Source organism: Syntrophus aciditrophicus SB, assembly GCF_000013405.1.
GTDB lineage: Bacteria > Desulfobacterota > Syntrophia > Syntrophales > Syntrophaceae > Syntrophus > Syntrophus aciditrophicus.
In genome coordinates this window covers 717,449-737,500 of record NC_007759.1, presented here as the reverse complement: position 1 = coordinate 737,500, position 20,052 = coordinate 717,449, and the positions used below count along the sequence as shown (strand labels likewise).

The following is a 20,052-nucleotide window of genomic DNA, read 5'->3' as shown; positions in this document are numbered from 1 at the left end:
CGGGATGCCTTTAGCGAGCTCATTCCACGATTTTTTAATGAATGGAATGGCAGAGGCGTCCTGCGAAAGCTGACCGCGCGGAATCGTACTTGAAGGCATGAGTGATGTGTCGATTAATTTTACTCCAAATGCCACCGCAGATGCATTCCAGGCCGCAAGTGCGGCATCCTCGCCATGCGTAATCTTGGTGGCCTCAAAAGCCAGTATTGCCTTTGCCATGTTCAACTCTTTATCACTCAAAGATTTTACCTGATGTATTTCTTCCATAGGCAGGAAGGTAAACAAAGCAAGAAATTTCCCAACATCAATATCGCCGGTATTAATCCAATATTGATAGTATTCATATGGTGAGGTTAATTCCCGATCAAGCCAGACAGCTCCCTTTTCAGTTTTTCCCATTTTTTGCCCTGTCGCCGTCGTTAGAAGTGGAAATGTCATGCTGTGTGCAACCTTTCCTTCAACCCTCCGGATGAGATCGACACCGGCCAACATATTGCCCCACTGATCATTGCCTCCCATTTGCATCACACAATTATGATTTTGGAAAAGATATAAAAAATCATATGCTTGCAGTAGCATATAATTAAATTCTATAAAATTTAATCCCTTCTCTAAGCGCATCTTATAACTTTCGGCGGCAAGCATCTTGTTTACACTGAAATGACGCCCGATATCGCGCAAAAACGAAATATAATTCAGTTTCGTCAACCAATCCGCATTATTGATCATCATCGCTTTTTTATCTTCAAAGCTCAAATATCTGGCAAATTGCCTTCGCATGCATGTTGCGTTGAGTTCTATCTTTTCCCTTGTCAGAATCTGACGCATTTCCGTTTTCCCACTTGGATCTCCGATCAGAGCCGTCCCTCCCCCAACCAGGGCAATGGACGTATGACCATGTCGCTGTAAATGAATAAGAGCCATAATGGGAACCAGACTTCCAATATGCAGGCTTCTCGCTGTGGGATCAAAACCAATGTAACAGGCAAGCGGTGCTTCAAGAGCTTTTCTTACTGCATTTTCGTCAGTGACCTGTTCTATAAATCCTCTTTCCATGAAAACATCGTATACGTTTTTCAAAATCAACGTCCCCTAAATCAGTCCCATCTTAAGCTTTATTTTATAATGTATTTTTTACTTTGCTGATCGCCACTTAAAACTACCCGGGTCAATTATCAAGACAGATACTAAGGCGTTGGATACTTGAACATTTGCCATCTTGCTCATTTACTTCAAAAATAACACCCTGTAATCTAACGTCAGATTTTGCAATGTCAAATTTCTTGGGGATTTGGAGTAGAAACTTTTCTATAACGACATCCTTTTTAACGCCGATCACTGAGTCAAAAGGCCCTGTCATCCCTGCATCGCTGATATAAGCTGTTCCCCCCGGCAAGACCTCCTGATCCGCAGTTTGTACATGGGTATGGGTCCCTAGCACAGCGCTCACGCGTCCATCTAAAAACCACCCCAATGCTTTTTTTTCCGATGTTGCCTCTGCATGTATATCGACAATAATGATATTCGTTTTCCCGGTAAAACCAGCCAATTCTTTTTCAGCAGTTCGGAATGGACAATCAATCGGCTGCATAAAAACCCTTCCCGCCAAATTCAAAATCCCCACATTAATGCCAGCTGGCGTTCTAACTGTGACACTTCCCCATCCGGGAGTTCCTTCAGGGTAATTTGCCGGTCGAAGCAATGTTTCATAATCTTCTAAAAATTCAAAGATTTCCTTTTTATCCCAGATATGATTGCCGGAAGTCAGAACATCAACGTGATTCTGATACAGCTCATCGACAATATCCTTTGTAATACCGAAGCCTGACGCCGCATTTTCACAATTGGCAATAACGAAATCAATCTCATGCAGCGATAGCACTCTTGGGAGCAGTTCTCGAACGGCCCTCCTTCCAGGTTTACCTACAATATCTCCTACAAACAAGAATCTCATGAAATTCCCTTAGTATTTCAGAATTTAACTTAGTAACTAAAAAGTATGGGCTAACAAAAAGATTCAAAATCACCTGACCATGATTGAATGCGTCTCCGGCAGCTATTTTGCGAAATCCGATACTCGCGTTTCTCTAATCACTGTTACCTTAATCTGGCCCGGATATGTCAATTCCGACTCGATCTTTTTGACGATATCCTTGCAAAGCATCATCGCATCGTTGTCCGAAAGTTTTTCACTTCCGACAAGGATCCGGATTTCTCTGCCGGCCTGGATGGCAAAACACTTATCGACGCCGTTGAATGAATTAGCTATATTTTCCAATTCCTCTAATCGTTTTACATAGGTTTCCAGCATTTCCCTTCGGGCTCCTGGTCTTGCAGCAGACAAGGTGTCTGCTGCCTGAACCAAGACACCAAGAAGCGTGTTCGTTCTGCCATCGTCATGGTGGGCGGCGATGGCCTGAACAATCCTTTGCGATTCTCCAAAACGTTTCGCGTAATCAGCCCCGATTGCCGCATGAGTCCCCTCTATTTTATGATCAACCGCTTTACCGATATCGTGAAGCAGCCCCGCACGTTTTGCCTCCTTTATATTCATCTTCAATTCCGCCGCCATCATACCCGTCAGATGAGCGACATCAATGGAATGCTGGAGAACATTCTGAGAATAGCTTGTCCGATATTTCAAACTGCCCAGGAGGTTAATGAGTTCTGGATGAATATCATGCACTCCTACGTCAAAGGAAACCCTTTCCCCTGTTTCCTTTATAATACTATCAACTTCCAACCGCACCTTCTTTACAATATCTTCAATTCTGCCAGGATGAATCCTTCCATCCGTAATCAATCTTTCCAGTGAAATTTTTGCCACCTCTCGCCGTATAGGATCAAAACTGGACAAAACTACGGCTTCCGGGGTATCGTCAACAATAAGATCAATTCCAGTGGCTGCCTCTATCGCTCTGATATTGCGACCTTCCCGCCCAATGATACGCCCCTTCATTTCATCGTTTGGAAGATTGACTACAGAAACAGTGTTTTCCGCAACATAGTCACCGGCATAACGTTGCACAGCATAAGCAATAATTTCTCTCGACTTCTTGTCTGCCTCCCTCTTTGCATCTTCTTCGATTTTTCTAATCAGCATGGCAGCATCACGCTTCGCAGCAGCTTCCATAGACCGGATTAAAAAATCTTTTGCCTCTTCCGAAGTTATGTCGGCAATCTGCTCCAGTTTTTCTTTCTGTTCCCCAATCATTCTGCTTAACTTATCGTGCTTCTCATTGAGCTGCATTTCTTTGGACAGCAAATTCTTTTCTCGAACTTCGATTGCATTCTCTTTCTGAGACATTGAATCAATTCGTTTATCGAGATTTTCTTCCTTTGAGCGAATTCTCCGCTCTAAATTATCCAGATCCAGCTTTCTTTCTCTCGTTTCCTTCTCGAATTCCGCCTTCAGTTTCAGCAGATTCTCTTTTGTCTGAAGCACAGCCTCTTTTTTTATGGTTTCAGCCTCTTTTTTGGCTTCATCAATAATCCTCAACGCAAGGTTCTCAGAAGATTCCAATCGTTTCTGAGAAAGTCTGAATTTCAAAAAATAACCGATTGCCAACCCAATGGCAATTAATCCTAACATGATAAACGCTATTACAGTATAATTCAGCAAAACTATTTACCTCCTCATAAACCTCTTACGCATCCCTGACGAACAACAAACCATTCTCAGTCATCGGATTCTGCTGATTTCCGACACGGCAGCATGACAACCATAACTGTTATGCTGCTGTAAATATGTAAATACCAATTGCAGAATGATAAGAGTAATCAAAAAAATGGCAGGATTTGTTAAGGAAAGTTGCAGGGCACAACAAGCAGAAGGTTCTGTATATAGAAAGAACCCCCGCATATGTCGTGTTAACGACCATTTTGAACCGGAGTTCAACGTGGGTACCTTATTGTTTGCTTCAGGCTTCCTTGCATCCGCCAGTTGCGGAATACAGCAGGCTAGCACACCCCAAACAAGGGAAGGTTCCCGTTTCCTTGGTGTTGGCTCAAAAACAGAATGCTAATCACGCACATCGCAGGGGGACTTTTTAACTCATTTCATCAATCAGATTGATCAAATTTTGCGCTTGTCTATCTACTTGCTTATAAATTTCTTCTTTATTACCTTCAAGAAGCTTCATATATTCATCTGCAATGTTTAAAGCGACCAGTATGGCAATATTTAAAGTGCTGGCATTAGAAAACTTATTTTCCAATTCCATAACTTTCTTATTGATATATTCCATAACGCTTTCCACATGCTCATCCCCTGAATCACTTAAAACGGTAAATTCCTGCCCCAGTATTTTGATGTGATAATTCTTTTTCATTCACAACCCAATGACGACCTACCCTTGCACTTTAACATCCTGAAGCAGCTCCAAGAGTGAATCTACCTTTGTGCGGATCGCTATTCTTTCCTCATCAAATTCCTTTATCGCAATACTTAGCTCTTCCAACTCAGACGTCTTTTTTTTTAACAGCTCCTCTAACTCAAAATTCCTCTTTTTCAGCAACGCATGTTCTTGGGCCATACTTCTAATTTTCTCTTCCAACTCTTTAAAAATTACCAGCTCCACAATTACTCTCCATGATTTTCAGCCCAAAGCTTAAAAGAGTCCCAAGCCTGACACTATACTCTACTAAATTATTTTCTAATACTATTCTCACAGATTTTTCAGCAAGGGATTTCAGACCCTACACTTCACAGCCCATCGAGATATTTCAGCAAAATATTACAATACACGATCTAAAAGTCAAGATCTTATTTAGGAACCTTTTCCTTTATTGGTAAGGTATTTCTTCCTGATCAAAAAACGCTTCGATCTCACGAAGCAATAAATTCTGATCACTGATTGTTGTTACTCTTGATCGGAAAGAGGCCCCCCCCCTTATCCCCTTTGTATACCAGAGAAGATGTTTCCGGAAGCGTTTGACAGCCTCTTTTTGACCCAGAAAAATTGTCTCTCTTTCCAGATGACGTAAGATCATTTCTTTACGTTCATTTAAAACCGGCTCAGAATGTGTTTGCACAGTGGACTGATAATTAAGAGCTTCATTAAATATCCAAGGATTTCCCAATGCCCCCCTCCCAATCATGACGCCATCGCAACCCGTCATTTTAATCATACGCCACGCGTCAGCGCCTGACTTGACATCGCCATTTCCAATCACTTTAATCCCTACTGAATTCTTAATCTCTTCAATTATTCTCCAATCCGCTGAGCCGGCAAACCCCTGAACTGCAGTTCGGGCATGAACAAAAACAGCATCAATCCCCTGCTGCTCCGCAATTCTCGCTATCTGGACTGCATTGATGCTCTGGAGATTCCATCCGGAACGGATTTTCACGGTCAACGGTTTTCGAGTCGCCTTTCTGACAGATTCGAGAATTTGTGATACCAATCCAGGATCCTTCAGCAGAGCGGCTCCGGCGCCATTTTTTACAACTTTTTTTACCGGGCATCCCATATTCAAATCAATCAGGTCGGCTCCGTAATCATCGACAATCCTCACCGCGTCAGCCATGGTGGTCGGATCGTTTCCGAATATCTGCACCCCCAAAGGCTTATCATCGATGCAGGACTTCATATACTGCTGACTCTTTTCAATCCCACGAACGAGACCATTGGCACTGATCATTTCCGTAAAGGCAAGAGCACATCCAGCCTCCCTCGCCATCATCCTGAAAGGCAGATTGGAAATTCCGGCCATGGGCGCCAGAATCACATTATTTTTTATTATTAAAGAGCCGATGACAATCATAAATTTATTTCATACCCTTCGCTTTACCGATCATTCCAACTCCTCATCCAGGCGCGGTTACCGCTGAATTCAAAAGAGGAACCTCGGCAGCGTGTCTTGTATCCGCCTGCGCCGTCACTCCGCTTTACCGCTTGAATGCCTTCCCTGAGCCTCAAGGGAAATTATGCTCCCTGCCGGGATGCTTCAAACATCCGCATTTCTGCCCGCTGAAGATGCTCCGGAGTATTAATGCCAATTATTTCTTCCGCATCATCCACCAGAACGGCCCTGACGGGCCGTCTTCTTTTACAGGCGATTTCTATGATGTCGGTCAGATAGTATTCTCCCTGCGCATTGTCATTCTTTATTTCAGCAATTGCATCGAAGAGAAATAGACTATCAACACAATAGATTCCTGAATTGATTTCCTTAATTTTCTTCTCCTCGACGGATGCGTCCCGCTCCTCAACAATTTTGACGACTTCACCCGCAGGCGTTTTCACAATACGGCCATATCCGGCGGGATTATCCATCAGCGCGGTAAGAACTGTAACAGCGGCATTTGCCCTCACATGACCGCTTATAAGACGACGGACCGTTTCTATGGAAAGAAGGGGAACGTCTCCACACAGAATCAGAATGTTTCCTGTAAAATTCTTAAATTCTTCCCGGGTTTGCATGACGGCATGCCCTGTACCAAGTTGTTCACGCTGTTCCGCAAAGATCAAATCCCCATTACTGAAATGTTTCTTGACTACGTCTGCCTGGTGGCCGACAACAACGACAATTTTCTCCGCCAGGACTTTCCTGGCTAACCTGATCGTATAGAAAAGCATTGGATTACCACAGATATGATGCAGTACTTTGGCCTTCTCGGATCTCATCCTTGTTCCCTTGCCTGCTGCAAGAATAACCACACCCAGGGAATAATCATTAGTCTTATGAATCGGAATATTCATAACATCCTTTCATGCTTTTTTCAGATGCAATCACTTTGTCTGGGACAATGTAAGACAATTTAGCCCATCGCTGATCCACATATATATTTGAGGATATGCCGAACACTGTATAAAACGGTGTATACGCCATGACAGATGCTATCTCAGCAGACGAAAAAACTACTATCATAACTTTTGCTTATATTTCTTCAATCCTTTTGTTTTCATTGTTTTTCCGGCTAATGTATCTGAATTTAATAAAATTTGAAAACAGGTCAGGGTTTCTGTCAATTTGCATTATCACTGTCAAACTCAGCAGGAAAAAACAAGAGTATTCTTTAAGTATTTTTATTTCGGCCTTCTCAACAACAGAAAGGACATTGCGGCTTCTGGATATTTCTATCCTTCAAAGCCTAATTCCTATTTTTGAAATCAGGGAAACAGCAGACGCTTTCCAATCTCCAGCCGAAATTCCAACAGTAATGCATTCCCTGTTAAAATCCCTATAAATTTAAATAGAAAGATAAAAATCATTTCATACAGATTTGATTGACTCAGGACGTTTTTTCCGATATTTATGCCTCCCCGATATGGAAATTTGATCAAAGCTGAGGTCAGGAGGCCTGGTAAAATGAAGAATATCCTGCTTATAGGAAATGGGGCGAGAGAACATGTCCTCGCGGAAACAATTACGCGATCCGCACAACATCCCAGACTTTTTTCCTTCATGAAAACGAACAACCCCGGGATTGCTTCTCTTTCTGAGAAAATATCGATCGGCAATTATGATGATCTGAACGCAATTCAGGAGTTTGCCAAGACCTGCGCTGTTCATCTTGCCATTATCGGCCCGGAAGACCCGCTGAACAATGGTGTAGTCGATTGTCTGACCGGGATGGGTATTCCTGCCGTCGGTCCACAGAAAAGTTTGGCCCGCCTGGAAACGTCAAAATCCTTCACCCGGAATTTGCTTCAAAAATATGAAATCCCGGGAAACATCAAATTTCGAACCTTCCCCTCCAATGAAGGGATCGAGGTCTTCCTTGACGAAATTGACGGAATTGTTATCAAACCCGATGGTTTAACCGGCGGAAAAGGTGTACTTGTACAGGGCGATCACTTCCATTCCAGGCGTGAAGCCCTTCAGGCTTGTCATGAAATCCTTAAAACCCATTCCAGCGTCATGGTTGAAGAGAAGCTGGAGGGCGAGGAGTTTTCGCTTCAATGCCTCTGCGACGGCAAAACTGTTGTTGCCACACCTCCGGTCCAGGATCATAAACGCCGCTTTGACGGCGATCAAGGTCCCAATACAGGTGGAATGGGCTCTTATTCCTGCGAAAATCATCTTTTACCTTTCCTGACACAAAAAGACATCGAGGCGGGATTATCCATCACCCGGGCCGTGGCGGAAGCCATTCACAAGGAGACTGGTCTTTATTATAAAGGCGTGATGTACGGGGGGTTCATGATTACGCGTTCAGGCGTTAAACTTCTCGAATACAACGCCCGCTTCGGCGATCCGGAGGCCATGAATATCCTGCCGCTTCTAAAAACGGATTTTCTCGATCTCTGCACGGCCATTGTCGACGGTACACTGGATGGCCTCCATATTGAATTTGAAAAAAAAGCTACAGTGTGCAAGTATGTCGTCCCCAAAGCCTATGGGTTGCCCGCCGACTCTCCGGATGCGAAGTCCACATCCTCCCGGATAGAAATCGGAGATGTGGGGGCAGCACGTCTGTATTATTCTTCCGTCGATCAGAAAGCTGACGGTCTTTACATGACATCCTCACGGGCAATCGGTGTCGTGGGCATTGCCGATCAGCTTGAGAAAGCGGAAGCTGTTGCAGAAAGAGCCGTGGCAGCCATAAACGGCCCTGTGGATCACCGTTCGGATATCGGCACATGGCCGCTCATTGAAAAGCGGATTCACCACATCATGAATATCAAAGGCAGCATTGATTGAGGAGAGGGATAATGAATTTGAACGAAATAAAACGGGTACTCATCAGCGTAACCGATAAGACAGGAATTGTTGAATTTGCTCAGGGTTTATCTCAGTTCGGTGTGGAGATTCTTTCGACGGGAGGAACAGCAGCGCAATTGAGGATGAACGGTCTTTCCGTGAGGGATGTTTCCGACTATACGGGGTTTCCCGAAATGATGGATGGAAGACTGAAAACACTGCACCCCAAAATTCATGGCGGGCTTCTGGCTCTCCGGGATCAGGACAGCCACAGGGAAGCGGCCAGAAATCATGGGATCGACATGATCGATATGGTGGTCATCAATCTTTACCGATTCGAAGACACCGTTGCTCGAGAAGGATGCTCCCTTGATGAGGCCATCGAGAATATAGACATCGGGGGACCCACCATGCTTCGAGCCGCCGCGAAGAATTATCGTTTTGTCAGCGTAGTTACGGATCCCGCGGATTACACGAGTATTCTTGAAGAAATGAAACAGGAAGGTGGCAAGATATCCGAGACCACCAACTTCGAATTGTCCGTAAAAACCTTCCAACTGACAGCTAGGTATGACGCGGCGATTTCCAATTACCTCGGCAAGCTGACACCTTACGGAGGCGATTCCAAGACATTTTCCGATACACTCACCATGCAGTTTAAGAAAGCCCAAGACCTCCGTTACGGTGAAAACCCTCATCAGCAGGCCGTCTTCTATCGTGAACACAATCCTTTTCCGGCATCGATTGCCAATGCCCGTCAACTTCATGGGAAGGAGTTATCCTATAACAACATCATGGACAGCGATGCCGCATGGAACATGGTTTCTGATTTCATCCTGCCGGCTGCCGTGATTATGAAGCACGCCAATCCCTGTGGGGCAGCCACGGCCTCCCAGGATCTGTCCGAGGCGTACCGGAAAGCCATGGAAACGGATCCCATCTCCGCCTTCGGAGGCATCGTCGCTCTTAATCGCCCCATTGACAAGAAAACGGCAGAAGAGATTGCCAAGACATTCCTGGAAGTTATCATCGCTCCCGGATTTGAGGAAGAAGCATTGAACCTTTTGCAGGCGAAGAAAAATGTGAGATTGCTGCAAATTTCCGGAGAATACCAGAGAGAGTGCCTGGGACTCGATTTTCGTCGCGTCGTCGGCGGGCTGCTTGTTCAGGAACGCGACATGGATTCCTTTGATATCCGAACAGCGAAAATCGTGACCAGACGAGTTCCAACGGAAGAAGAATACCAGGCCTTGGATTTTGCCTGGCGCGTTGTCAAACACGTCAAATCCAACGCCATCGTGTTCACTGCCAGGGACCAGCTGGTAGGGGTCGGCGCCGGCCAGATGAGCCGAGTTGATTCCGTCAAGATCGCCAAGATGAAAGCCATACTTCCCACAAAAGGCTGTGTCCTTGGTTCCGATGCGTTCTTCCCTTTCCGTGACGGGGTTGACATGGCTGCCGAGGCGGGAATAACCGCCATTATCCAGCCAGGGGGGTCCGTGCGGGATGAAGAAGCCATCGAGGCCGCCAATGAGCATGGAATGGCCATGATTTTTGCAGGCATCCGCCATTTCAAGCATTAGGCCCAAGTTTTCATCTGCAGGAAACGCGGCAGACATGATCGGAACCTTTGTTTGCCGCGTTTCACTTCAAGATGCGTGCAGCAGATGCTCTGCCGCCTCTTTTGATCTCATTGATTTCAAACCGCATTTAAGCAGGAGGAAGAAAATCCGCTGTGGAAAAGAATATGGATATTGCCGTCAGCGTTGTCATGGGAAGTGATTCCGACTATTCGGTAATGGAGGAAACCGTCAAAATTTTAAAGACTTTTCACGTTTCCCATGAAATCTTTCTCACCTCGGCACACCGAAGCCCGGACCGAACATCTGATTTTTCCCGGAAAGCGGCGGAAAGAAACGTGAAAGTGATCATCGTCGGCGCAGGCGCAGCCGCTCATCTCGCCGGGGTCATCGCTTCACAGACAACACTGCCTGTCATCGGAGTGCCTGTTGATTCGACAGCACTCAACGGTCTGGATGCCCTTTTTTCCACTGTTCAGATGCCCGGGGGCATCCCGGTAGCAACTATGGCCATAGGAAAAGCCGGCGCCAGGAATGCCGCGCTGCTCGCCATTCGCATTTTATCTTTGACGGACGCCGAACTTCATCAGAGGCTTACCGTTTATATTGACAATATGGCCCATGAAGTCGAGAAAAAGCACGATGACCTCATCCTCAAGAGCCGTTTATGACTTCAAATCCGATTATTGCGATCGACCCCACTCATCCTGAACCAGCGCTGCTTCAACACGTTGCAGAGAATCTTAGGAAAGGCCGGGTTGTAGCCTATCCCACCGAGACGTTCTATGGACTGGGTGCAGATGCTGGAAATGAAAGGGCCATCGAAAAAATTTTCAGCATCAAAGGCAGGCAGTTCAACAATCCTATCCCGCTCATTATTGGAGACCGGGACGAACTGGACAGTCTGGTCACGGCGATTCCTGAAGCTGCCCAAAGACTCATTCACGTCTTCTGGCCGGGCCCGCTGACGCTTGTCTTTCGTGCTTCTAAAAACGTTTCTCCAAGACTTACGGCAAATACGGGTCTGATCGGCATCCGGATATCCAGTCATCCCATTGCCCGAAGTCTGGCCCGGTCGCTGGGGGCTCCCTTGACCGCCACGAGTGCCAATTTTTCCGGGCAGAAAGAAAGTACGACGGCCCATGAGGTTGCCCGCACTCTGGGTTCTCTTATCGACGGCATTGTTGACGGAGGGCAGACTCGCGGAAACAAGGGTTCAACAGTCGTTAACATTGCAGTTGACCCTCCACTGATCCTCCGGGTTGGAGTCATTACCGAAATTGAGATACGAAAAGCCCTGGAGTCAACCTGTCCACATTAATCCCGGGACAAGACGGATGCCCTTCATATTCAAAAGAAATCTTCAGAAAGCCAAGCCGTAACTTATCTATAACTCATCACTGAGTTTTCAGCATCATTCTGATGTCCGATCTCACCCACAGTTCAGGGAGCATCATTCAAGGTTTTTTTGACACCCCGTCCGGGAAGTATATTTCCCAGTAGGTCCACGTGGGCAGACAAGGGAAGAACAGGATGACAAATCCCATTCATAACCTTTCATAAAGGGAGAAACCCTGCTTCCCTTAAAAAAGACGCGAGCAAAAAGAATTCTTAGGAGTCTGACAATTGTTAATTAAAAATCTAATTAAATTATCAATTGATATTTCAAAGGAAAGCGCTTGCATAATCCACGGGAAAGCAGTCATGAATAAAATATGATTCGAACCAATTTTTTATCTGGCCTGCCGCACCAACTGAAAAAAGAGGCTTATGAACTCAATAAAAAGCTTGACGAACAGGCAGGAATACGGATAAAAACCGATCTATTAAATTTGAAATTAAATCAAAAAAGTGATTTCAAAAACTTATGTTTCTGACGGCTCTGCCGAAACAATGGCAGGATAAACGAGACGTCCATGTCTTGGCATATCAACATCCAGAAGGATGGGCAGACTATCGGACGGATGCTCTAGCTCGAACAACTTATAGCCGATCAGATGGAAGAAAGGATTTTTCGATTACAGAAGTTCAGCAAACAGGCTGATTATGTTTTTTACTGGACAGAAGCGGAGAAACCTCGTTGATTTGAGCGGGAACCTTTAAGTCGCGGCACTGTTTCCGTTTGACAATATTTGAAATCTGTTAGGAGGAGAAACAATGGGTATTAAGACAAAAGAAGAGTACATAGAATCGATTCGGGCTCTCAAGCCGACTGTATATATGTTCGGAGAGAAGCTCACCACCAGCGTCGTCGACAATCCCCGACTGCGCGCAGGCATTGAGGCAACCGGCGCCACCTATGAATTGGCCAATATGCCCGAGAACAGGGACCTTTTCATTACAACAAGTCCTCTGATCAACGAGCCGGTGAACCGTTTCACCCTGCCGCCGGCCAGCATAGAGGATCTTGTAGCGCGCGTGAAGATCAACCGTAAGGTGGCCAACTACGTAGGCACTTGCCACCAGAGATGCACCGGCCTGGACTGTCTCTCCACCCTGGCCATCGTCACCTATGACATCGACAAGAAATACGGCACCCACTATAACGACAATTTCATCGAATTCCTCAAGTACATGCAGAAGAACGATCTCACGGGGAATGCCGGGGTTACCGACGTCAAAGGCGACCGGTCACTGGCACCCCATGCGCAGGTGGACAAGGACATGTTTCTCCGTGTCGTGGAGAAGCGGGAGGACGGAATTGTGGTGCGCGGCGCCAAGTCCCACCAGACCGGGTCCCTCTCCTCTCACGAGATCATCGTGCTGCCCACCCGGGCCATGGGCAAGGATGATGGCGACTATTCAGTCGCTTTCGCAATTCCTTCCGACACCCCGGGGCTCATCCATGTGGTCGGCCGATCCAGCCTGGACATGAGAGAAATCGAAGGCTGCGATTGCGGAAATGTCTATTACTCCAAGTACTGCCCCACCCTCATTTTCAACGATGTTTTCGTACCCTGGAACCGGGTTTTCATGTGTGGCGAAACCGAATTTGCGGTGGACATGGTCGTCAAGTTCTCCTCTTTCCACCGTCAGAGCCACGGCGGCTGCAAGTCCGGCAAGATCGACTGCATGACCGGCGCAGCCCTCACCATGATGGACTACAACGGCACCGCCAAGATGAGCCACCTGAAACAGAAAGTCATTGATATGATCCACAGAGCGGAGACGCTGTATGGCTGCTGTCTGGCGTCGTCCTATGAAGGCAAGCAGCAGCCTTCCGGCAACTACTTCATCGACACGGTTCTTGCAAACGCCTCCAAAATCCATGAAGGCAAAGAGATGGCCGAAGCAACCAGGCTTATGATCGATTGCGCCGGTGGCTACGTGGCTGATCTCCCCTCCGACAGAGATTTCTCGAATCCGGAAATCGGGGATCTCCTGAAGAAATATCTCAAGGGCGTAGACAAGATCCCCGTGGAAGATCGCGTGAAGATGTTCCGGTTGATCGAAAAGATGGCCATGGAAAGCGCCGATACCATCTCCGACATCCACGGGGGGGGATCCGCCGAAGCGCACCGGGTCACCATTTTCCGTGAATCAGACACTGAGAGCAAGAAGAAGGCGGCGAAACGGCTGGCTGGAATTAAAGACTGATATCATCTGAAGCAGAATCCGGAAGGCTGGCACCTTTCTCACGGAAGGCAGCCAGCCTTCTTTTTTAATTCAGCTTTTCAGTCCTTATTGAAAGGCTGAACTTTTTCTGATATGAGCTTCGGCGATGTTTTGATTGTGCCCGACTGGCAACAGAATGAACGAGATTGTAAAAGAACGAACTTCCAAAGGAATTTTTCGAATTGACATGACCAATTTCTACGATGTGATCATTATCGGCGCGGGGGTGGTGGGAAATGCCATTGCCCGTGAACTTTCCCGATTCGACATTAAGGCAGCCGTAATTGAAAGAGAGCTGGATGTCGGTGGCGGAACCAGTTCCCGGAACAGCGGTGTTGTCCACTCAGGAATTCATTACAAGCCCGGCACGCTCCGGGCAAAGTTGAATGTCCAGGGCAATGCCATGATGGGAAACCTCTGCAAAGAGCTCAAAGTCAAGATAGAGTATCTTGGCAAACTCACGGTGGCCCAGGATGAGACGGATGTTGAAACCCTGCATTCCCTGAAGGCCCAGGGGGATGCCAATGGCGTTCCCGGTCTGGCTATTTTAAACAAACAGCAGATGGAGAAGCTGCAGCCCGGCATTGGCGGGATCATGGCCCTTCATTCCCCGAGCACAGGGATCATCTGTCCTTACGGTCTCACGATCGCCCTGGCCGAAAACGCCTGTGCCAACGGCGTCCATTTCTATCTCGGCCAAGAAGTAACGGCCATCAGCCGAACAGAGAAGGGATTCGAGGTCAAGACAACTTCTGGGGAACGCTTCGAGAGCAGGGTTCTGATCAACTCGGCGGGACTTTACTCGGATGCGATCTGCAGAATGCTCGGGATTGACGAATATAGAATCTATCCCTGCCGCGGAGAATATCTCATCCTGGACAAGCGCCTGGCCGGTACGCTTTCCCTTCTCGTTTATCCGGCTCCCCATAAGGGAGGTGCGGGGCTCGGCATACACCTGACCAACACGGTGGACGGCAATATCCTCATCGGCCCCAGCAACGAGTATGTGGATGAAGCGGATGACTATGCCTGCACGGCGGAGATTCTCTCGCTCCTGAAAAAAGAAGGACATGACCTTCTTCCCGGAATATCGGCGGCGGATTTCATCCGTAATTTCTCCGGATTGCGGGCCAAGCAGGCCCCCCCGAGCGAAGGCGGTTTCCGGGATTTTGTCATTGAGAGTCGAAAGGACATCCCCGGTTTCATCAACCTGGTAGGCATTGAAAGTCCCGGTCTGACCTCAGCGCCGGCGATCGGACTCATGGTTCGGGATATGGTGGAAGAATTACTTCCCCTCCCGTTCAAGGCCTCCTTCATTGCCGAAAGAGAAGGCCGCGCCGGATTTTTCTACGAACTTTCGCCGGAAGAGAGGGCAGATCTGGTTGCGGAAAATCCCGACTACGGAGAAGTCGTATGCCGCTGCGAGCAGATCACGCGGAAAGAGGTCCTGGATGCCATCCAGAACCCCTTGGGCGTCAAGACCATCAACGGCATCAAATATCGCTCCCGGGCGATGATGGGCCGTTGCCAGGGCGGGTTCTGTCTGCCCCGGATCGTTCAAATTCTGGAGAAGGAATTTGGTTACAAACCTGAAGACTATTTATTACAACACGCTCATTCCCCGCTTTTTGCCGGTCGAGTGCGATAGGAACGAAAAACGATGCAAACTCTAAAACGCGATCTGGTCATTATCGGAGGAGGGCCCGCAGGCCTGTCTGCAGCCGTATCGGCAAGAGAGAACGGCTGTGACGACGTTCTCCTTCTTGAAAGAGACCGAATTCTTGGAGGCATTCTGAATCAGTGCATTCACGACGGATTTGGACTGCACCGCTTCGGTGAAGCCCTGACAGGGCCGGAATATGCCCAGCGTTACATCGATGAATATGAGAAATTGAAAGGCGATGTTCTGCTGGAAACCATCGTTCTCAACATGGACGAACAACGCAACCTTCTTGTCAGTTCACGGCATGGCTTCACAAAGATCGAGGCCGGCGCTGTCATCCTGGCCATGGGTTGTCGGGAACGAACGGCCGGGGCCATCTCCCTTCCCGGGACCCGCCCCGCGGGGATCTATACGGCGGGAGCGGCCCAGAATTTTATCAACCTGCAGAACATCATGGTGGGGAAACGGGTGGTCATCATGGGTTCGGGAGACATCGGTCTGATTATGGCCCGCAGGATGACCCTCGAAGGAGCCAGGGTGGAAGGCGTCTTCGAAATCCTCCCCTATGCCAGCGGATTGCCCCGCAATATTCAACAGTGCCTAAATGATTATGACATCCCGCTCCATCTCAGCACTTCCGTCGTCGACATTCATGGGAAAGAGCGCCTGACCGGGGTGACGGTAGCCTGCATGGACGAAACGCTCAAACCGATTCCGGGAACGGAACGGCACGTCCCCTGCGACACCCTTCTGCTTTCAGTCGGACTCATACCGGAAAACGAACTTTCCCGGGCGGCCCGGATCGCCATGGAACCGCGCACCAGCGGCCCTCAGGTGGATGATACCCTGATGACCAGTATTCCCGGTGTTTTCTCCTGCGGTAACGTTCTCCATGTTCACGATCTCGCCGACTGGGTTTCCGAGGAAGCCGCTTTGGCTGGACGCAGCGCCGTCTCGTATCTCGAAAAGAATATTGCCCCGCCCGAAAAAAAGATCCCGATTTCGGCGGGAAACGGTGTTCGCTACGTTCTTCCCCAAACCGTGAGCGGTCTGATGGATTTTACCCTTTCGCTTCGAGTCGCCTCCCCTTCCCGGAATCGCGTCATCACGGTAATGGACGGCGGGCGGGAAGTTGCGCGCAAGAAGATTGTGAGACTTCACCCCGCGGAAATGATCCACATCAAAATCAAGGAGGAAAAGATCTCCGAAGCGGATAAACTGGAGGTATCGGTGGCATGATAAAGAAAGAATTGACCTGCGTCATCTGTCCCAACGGATGCCCCCTCGAGGTTACTTTAGAGGAAGGACCGACGCCTGTAATCAAGGAGGTAACGGGTCATACATGCAAAAAAGGACCGGCCTGGGTGGAACAGGAACTCATCAACCCGATGAGGACCATCGCCAGCAGCATCATGGTGGAAGGAGGCGATTTTCCCCTGGTCAGCGTGCGAACCGACTGCGCCATCCCTCTGGCCAGCATCCCCGATGTCATGAAGGCCATCAAATCAACCTGGGTAAAGGCGCCGGTGAACATTGGAGATATCCTCATTCCGAAACCCGCGGATACGTCCTGTAACATCATCGCGACGCGCAACGTCCGAACTGCATCATAAAATTCCAGACCGGGGATACTATCAATGAGGCGAGACGGAGGCGACGCAGGCATACCGGGAAGTGAGCCGAGAAACCGACAGTTATTACACCGGCAAATAAATAAAGCCACGCACGATCGACATCTACAGGAAATACGGGCATCGAACAGATTCAATGGTCATGTTTAATTGCCGGAGTAATAAGCCGGCGCATATTTTAACGCTTTGATATGAGATTGGAATAATAACAGCATAATTCCGCTGACAACTTCCAACAAAAGAGAGGCAGGGAAAATTGAAGATCCCTGCCTCTCTTTTGTCAACGTCCTGTATTTTCTTTATTATTGAAGCAACTTCTCTCCCCCCGCCGGTGAAACCATAGCCTTCACGATATCCGGAGGTTCATGGGCAAAGATAATCATAAAGGGAATCTGCCCTTTCGGTTCAATCCGGATATTCTGGGCATCACTGCCCATCGGAAGATCGAGCTCCTTCTGCAGGGCTTCCTCCGACAGGGTCGCCAGTTCATCATCACTGAGAAGATTGCCGGCATAAGCGAACCGGTCGGCAATCATTGCGCCGTTGCTGTCATAAAGCTCTCCCTTGACCTGCATTCGTGTAATCGGCCAGGGAGACGAATTTACTGCAACCCCTTCAATGACCCGCAATTTCCCCGCCATCAGGTTGCTGACATGTCGCTGCCGCACATCTTCCAGCCGAATCTGATTCAAATGAAAATCCCCGGATTTTTCTCCGGAACCAAGCAGGCCACCCACATAGGGAACTGTGGTGGACAGGTCACGAACAAACCGGCCACTCGTCCCCGGGAAAAACCACAGATAGATGCCGCCGAAAAGAAGATTGATGAAAAGAATCAAGGCCAGAATCCGCCAGGGTGACCAGAATCCCCGCTTTTCCGTTTTAACCGAGGGCCCTGCAAATTCCGATGTTCCCGGCTCAGACTGCTCATATACCGCACCGGTCGGCTTCGCCACGCTTCCAATCCCGCCGGTCTCCGGCTCCGCTTCTTTCCTCACTTCTTTTCCAATACGGACCAAAGTCTCAGTGTCATCATTCTCTTCCAGTGTTTTCTTAGTCTCTTCAATTTTAGCCAGAAACACATCGATTTCTTCCCTGCTTGTGCCTGCGTCAAGCTTCTTGTCAAAATCGGGGAAATCCGAATCCCTGCCCGGTTCCGGGGATAAGACATCCATGTCCGCCGCGACGACGGAGGCTTCCCTGAGCTCCTTTTTGGCGGGATTCTCCTGAAAAAACAATTTCCGGCAGCGGCTGCAGCGAACCCAGACGCCATTGCCCTCCATCAGGGAATCATCAAACCGGTACTTTGTAAAACACTTAATGCACGAAATAATCATAGTTTCTCCAACAGGGAATCACGAACCAGTCCGAGGAAGTCATTCAACAATATATACATCGGGAAGAAAACGGCCTTTTTCATCAAAATCAAGACCATAGCCGATCACGAAGGCATCATCCACACTGAATCCGACGTAGTCGGCTTCAAACGGAACCTTTCTTCGTCCCTGCTTATCGAGGAACGCACAGACCTTCAGTGAACGAGGATTACGCTCCCGAAACCAGTCCACCAGAAATTTCAGGGTCAGTCCCGTATCCACGATATCCTCGACGATGAGGATATCCCTTCCCCTGATGGAGGTTTCAATATCCTTCGTCATGATCACCTTTCCGGAACTCGCCGCTCCGGAGCCATAGCTGGCGAGCCTGGCAAAATCGACGCGACAGGGAATGCTCAGAGCCCGAATCAGATCGGCCATGAAAATAAAAGCCCCTTTGAGAACCCCGACAATGATGAGTTCGCTTTCGGCATAATCCCGGGATATCTGCTCTCCCAGTTCTTTGACCCGTTTCTCAATAGTCTCCCTGGGAATGAAGATACTTTTGTTCATGCTTTCCATAACGTTTTAAAACCCTCAAAGAATCGGATCTGTAAACCAGAGAAGTAATCCCTTCCAGCAGGATCCCCAGTCAGCCATGACGAGATTAATCTCAGGAACAGGAAGAATAGGCCTCGATAAACGCATCGACATGTCCCTGGATGATCTTTTCGGCGGCCAGAAGCTCTTCCCGGCTTTTAAAGCGGGAAGAGAGGCTGAGAAAAATCGGATCAAAGCGCGATTTTTCACACCCCAGGGCTTCGTAATCGATACGATCGATCATGTACTGGGCTCCGTCAAAATAATATTTCCCCAGGCGGTTCACCGCCGGATCCCGGTAAGGCCAGACCAGTTTCAGTTCAAAAAATTTCAGGACCAGACTCCGCATGGGCTCCATCTTGATTTTTTCCGGACGGGGCGTCGCAAAGAGGCCGTCGCTGACCAGACGGAAATAAGCTTTCACCAGATCGATATCCGTCACACAAAGACCGTAGAGATACCAGTCGTCGATGACGGCGATCAGCGTCCGCTTTTCTTCACTCGACAGATAATGATAGCTTGGACAGAAATGCCCGTCGCAGAGTTCCTGACCATAGAAGGAAACGCCCCGAAGGTCCCTGCCCTGATTCTGCAGGGGATGAAGCAGACACCCGACCCGCTTTTCCGCGGGATCGAGAAATCCAAGGTATTCGCAGCAATAGATGACCTCATAGCGCCGCGTCTGATCCTCAGTCCCCCGAATCAGATTTGAGAAATGTTCCAGATTTTCGGAATCTTTCACGATTTCATGAAAAAGCGCCGTCCTCCATCGCAACCGGCGGACCAGCGCTTCCCGGCCGCTGTCGGCATAATTGTACAGTCCGCAGCAGGCGCCGCAGGATTTGCAGAGATCCGGTTGACACAGATGTATGAAAGAACAATCGGATTTTGCTTTTTCGGTTTGCATAATGAAGGGGACTATATGAGGAATGAATTTGCAGGTCAAGCATAAAGATGCTAAGAGTATGCTCTTCAAATTAAGGATAAAGGACAGAAAG

18 protein-coding genes and 1 other RNA gene (1 of these 19 running past the window's edge) are annotated in these 20,052 nt (G+C 48.2%); 8 read left to right on the top strand and 11 right to left on the bottom strand.

Features of this window, described 5'->3' with window-relative positions:
• The 8 genes from tyrS to SYN_RS03460 form a co-directional block, all read right to left on the bottom strand.
• A protein-coding gene (tyrS, locus tag SYN_RS03490) for a tyrosine--tRNA ligase (RefSeq protein WP_011416646.1) crosses the window boundary here: on the bottom strand, positions 1 to 1,086 show its 5' portion. It extends 201 nt beyond the left edge of the window; only the first 1,086 of its 1,287 coding nucleotides appear in the window; its start codon is at positions 1,084 to 1,086; its stop codon lies beyond the left edge, outside the window.
• Between the two features lie 82 nt (positions 1,087 to 1,168).
• The gene (locus tag SYN_RS03485) at positions 1,169 to 1,954 is read right to left on the bottom strand and encodes a TIGR00282 family metallophosphoesterase (RefSeq protein ID WP_011416645.1); all 786 of its coding nucleotides are present in this window, start codon (positions 1,952 to 1,954) and stop codon (positions 1,169 to 1,171) included.
• Positions 1,955 to 2,056: 102 nt separating this feature from the next.
• Positions 2,057 to 3,592, bottom strand: coding sequence for a ribonuclease Y (gene rny / locus SYN_RS03480; protein WP_041585327.1), 1,536 nt, complete (start codon positions 3,590 to 3,592; stop codon positions 2,057 to 2,059).
• Positions 3,593 to 3,849: 257 nt separating this feature from the next.
• A non-coding RNA gene (ssrS, locus tag SYN_RS15670) (6S RNA) lies at positions 3,850 to 4,046 on the bottom strand.
• Positions 4,047 to 4,049: 3 nt separating this feature from the next.
• Positions 4,050 to 4,331, bottom strand: coding sequence for a cell division protein ZapA (locus SYN_RS03475; RefSeq protein WP_011416643.1), 282 nt, complete (start codon positions 4,329 to 4,331; stop codon positions 4,050 to 4,052).
• 18 nt (positions 4,332 to 4,349) lie between these two features.
• Complete coding sequence (zapB, locus tag SYN_RS03470) at positions 4,350 to 4,580, bottom strand: cell division protein ZapB (RefSeq protein WP_011416642.1); 231 nt, start codon at positions 4,578 to 4,580, stop codon at positions 4,350 to 4,352.
• Positions 4,581 to 4,785: 205 nt separating this feature from the next.
• Complete coding sequence (gene dusB, locus SYN_RS03465) at positions 4,786 to 5,766, bottom strand: tRNA dihydrouridine synthase DusB (RefSeq protein WP_011416641.1); 981 nt, start codon at positions 5,764 to 5,766, stop codon at positions 4,786 to 4,788.
• A gap of 161 nt (positions 5,767 to 5,927) precedes the next feature.
• Positions 5,928 to 6,704, bottom strand: coding sequence for a sugar phosphate nucleotidyltransferase (locus SYN_RS03460; protein ID WP_011416640.1), 777 nt, complete (start codon positions 6,702 to 6,704; stop codon positions 5,928 to 5,930).
• 610 nt (positions 6,705 to 7,314) lie between these two features.
• Here SYN_RS03460 and purD point away from each other — a divergent pair.
• From purD to SYN_RS03420, 8 genes are all read left to right on the top strand, one after another.
• Positions 7,315 to 8,649 carry a phosphoribosylamine--glycine ligase gene (gene purD, locus SYN_RS03455; RefSeq protein WP_041584677.1) on the top strand — a complete coding sequence of 445 codons (1,335 nt, stop codon included), beginning with the start codon at positions 7,315 to 7,317 and terminating at the stop codon, positions 8,647 to 8,649.
• Between the two features lie 11 nt (positions 8,650 to 8,660).
• A complete protein-coding gene (gene purH, locus SYN_RS03450; protein ID WP_041584676.1) occupies positions 8,661 to 10,232 on the top strand; it encodes a bifunctional phosphoribosylaminoimidazolecarboxamide formyltransferase/IMP cyclohydrolase in 1,572 nt (523 codons plus the stop codon).
• A gap of 152 nt (positions 10,233 to 10,384) precedes the next feature.
• Positions 10,385 to 10,900: a 5-(carboxyamino)imidazole ribonucleotide mutase gene (gene purE / locus SYN_RS03445; protein ID WP_011416635.1), complete on the top strand. Its 516-nt coding sequence runs from the start codon at positions 10,385 to 10,387 to the stop codon at positions 10,898 to 10,900.
• On the top strand, positions 10,897 to 11,550 hold the full coding sequence (locus tag SYN_RS03440; RefSeq protein ID WP_011416634.1) for an L-threonylcarbamoyladenylate synthase: 654 nt from the start codon (positions 10,897 to 10,899) through the stop codon (positions 11,548 to 11,550). The genes purE and SYN_RS03440 overlap by 4 nt, the downstream gene beginning before the upstream one ends.
• Before the next feature lie 836 nt (positions 11,551 to 12,386).
• Positions 12,387 to 13,826: a 4-hydroxyphenylacetate 3-hydroxylase N-terminal domain-containing protein gene (locus tag SYN_RS03435; protein WP_011416632.1), complete on the top strand. Its 1,440-nt coding sequence runs from the start codon at positions 12,387 to 12,389 to the stop codon at positions 13,824 to 13,826.
• A 205-nt stretch (positions 13,827 to 14,031) separates the two neighbouring features.
• The gene (locus SYN_RS03430) at positions 14,032 to 15,492 is read left to right on the top strand and encodes an NAD(P)/FAD-dependent oxidoreductase (protein WP_041584675.1); all 1,461 of its coding nucleotides are present in this window, start codon (positions 14,032 to 14,034) and stop codon (positions 15,490 to 15,492) included.
• 12 nt (positions 15,493 to 15,504) lie between these two features.
• On the top strand, positions 15,505 to 16,746 hold the full coding sequence (locus SYN_RS03425) for an NAD(P)/FAD-dependent oxidoreductase (RefSeq protein ID WP_011416630.1): 1,242 nt from the start codon (positions 15,505 to 15,507) through the stop codon (positions 16,744 to 16,746).
• On the top strand, positions 16,743 to 17,120 hold the full coding sequence (locus tag SYN_RS03420) for a DUF1667 domain-containing protein (RefSeq protein WP_011416629.1): 378 nt from the start codon (positions 16,743 to 16,745) through the stop codon (positions 17,118 to 17,120). Before SYN_RS03425 ends, SYN_RS03420 begins: the two co-directional genes overlap by 4 nt.
• 320 nt (positions 17,121 to 17,440) lie before the next feature.
• Here SYN_RS03420 and SYN_RS03415 read toward each other — a convergent pair whose 3' ends face one another.
• From SYN_RS03415 to SYN_RS15035, 3 genes are all read right to left on the bottom strand, one after another.
• Entirely contained in the window at positions 17,441 to 18,475 is a 1,035-nt protein-coding gene (locus SYN_RS03415) for a DUF3426 domain-containing protein (RefSeq protein WP_011416628.1), read from the bottom strand.
• A 39-nt stretch (positions 18,476 to 18,514) separates the two neighbouring features.
• Positions 18,515 to 19,027: a hypoxanthine phosphoribosyltransferase gene (hpt, locus tag SYN_RS03410; RefSeq protein ID WP_237671307.1), complete on the bottom strand. Its 513-nt coding sequence runs from the start codon at positions 19,025 to 19,027 to the stop codon at positions 18,515 to 18,517.
• A 100-nt stretch (positions 19,028 to 19,127) separates the two neighbouring features.
• Positions 19,128 to 19,961, bottom strand: coding sequence for a hypothetical protein (locus tag SYN_RS15035; protein WP_148202466.1), 834 nt, complete (start codon positions 19,959 to 19,961; stop codon positions 19,128 to 19,130).
• Between the last annotated feature and the right edge of the window lie 91 nt (positions 19,962 to 20,052).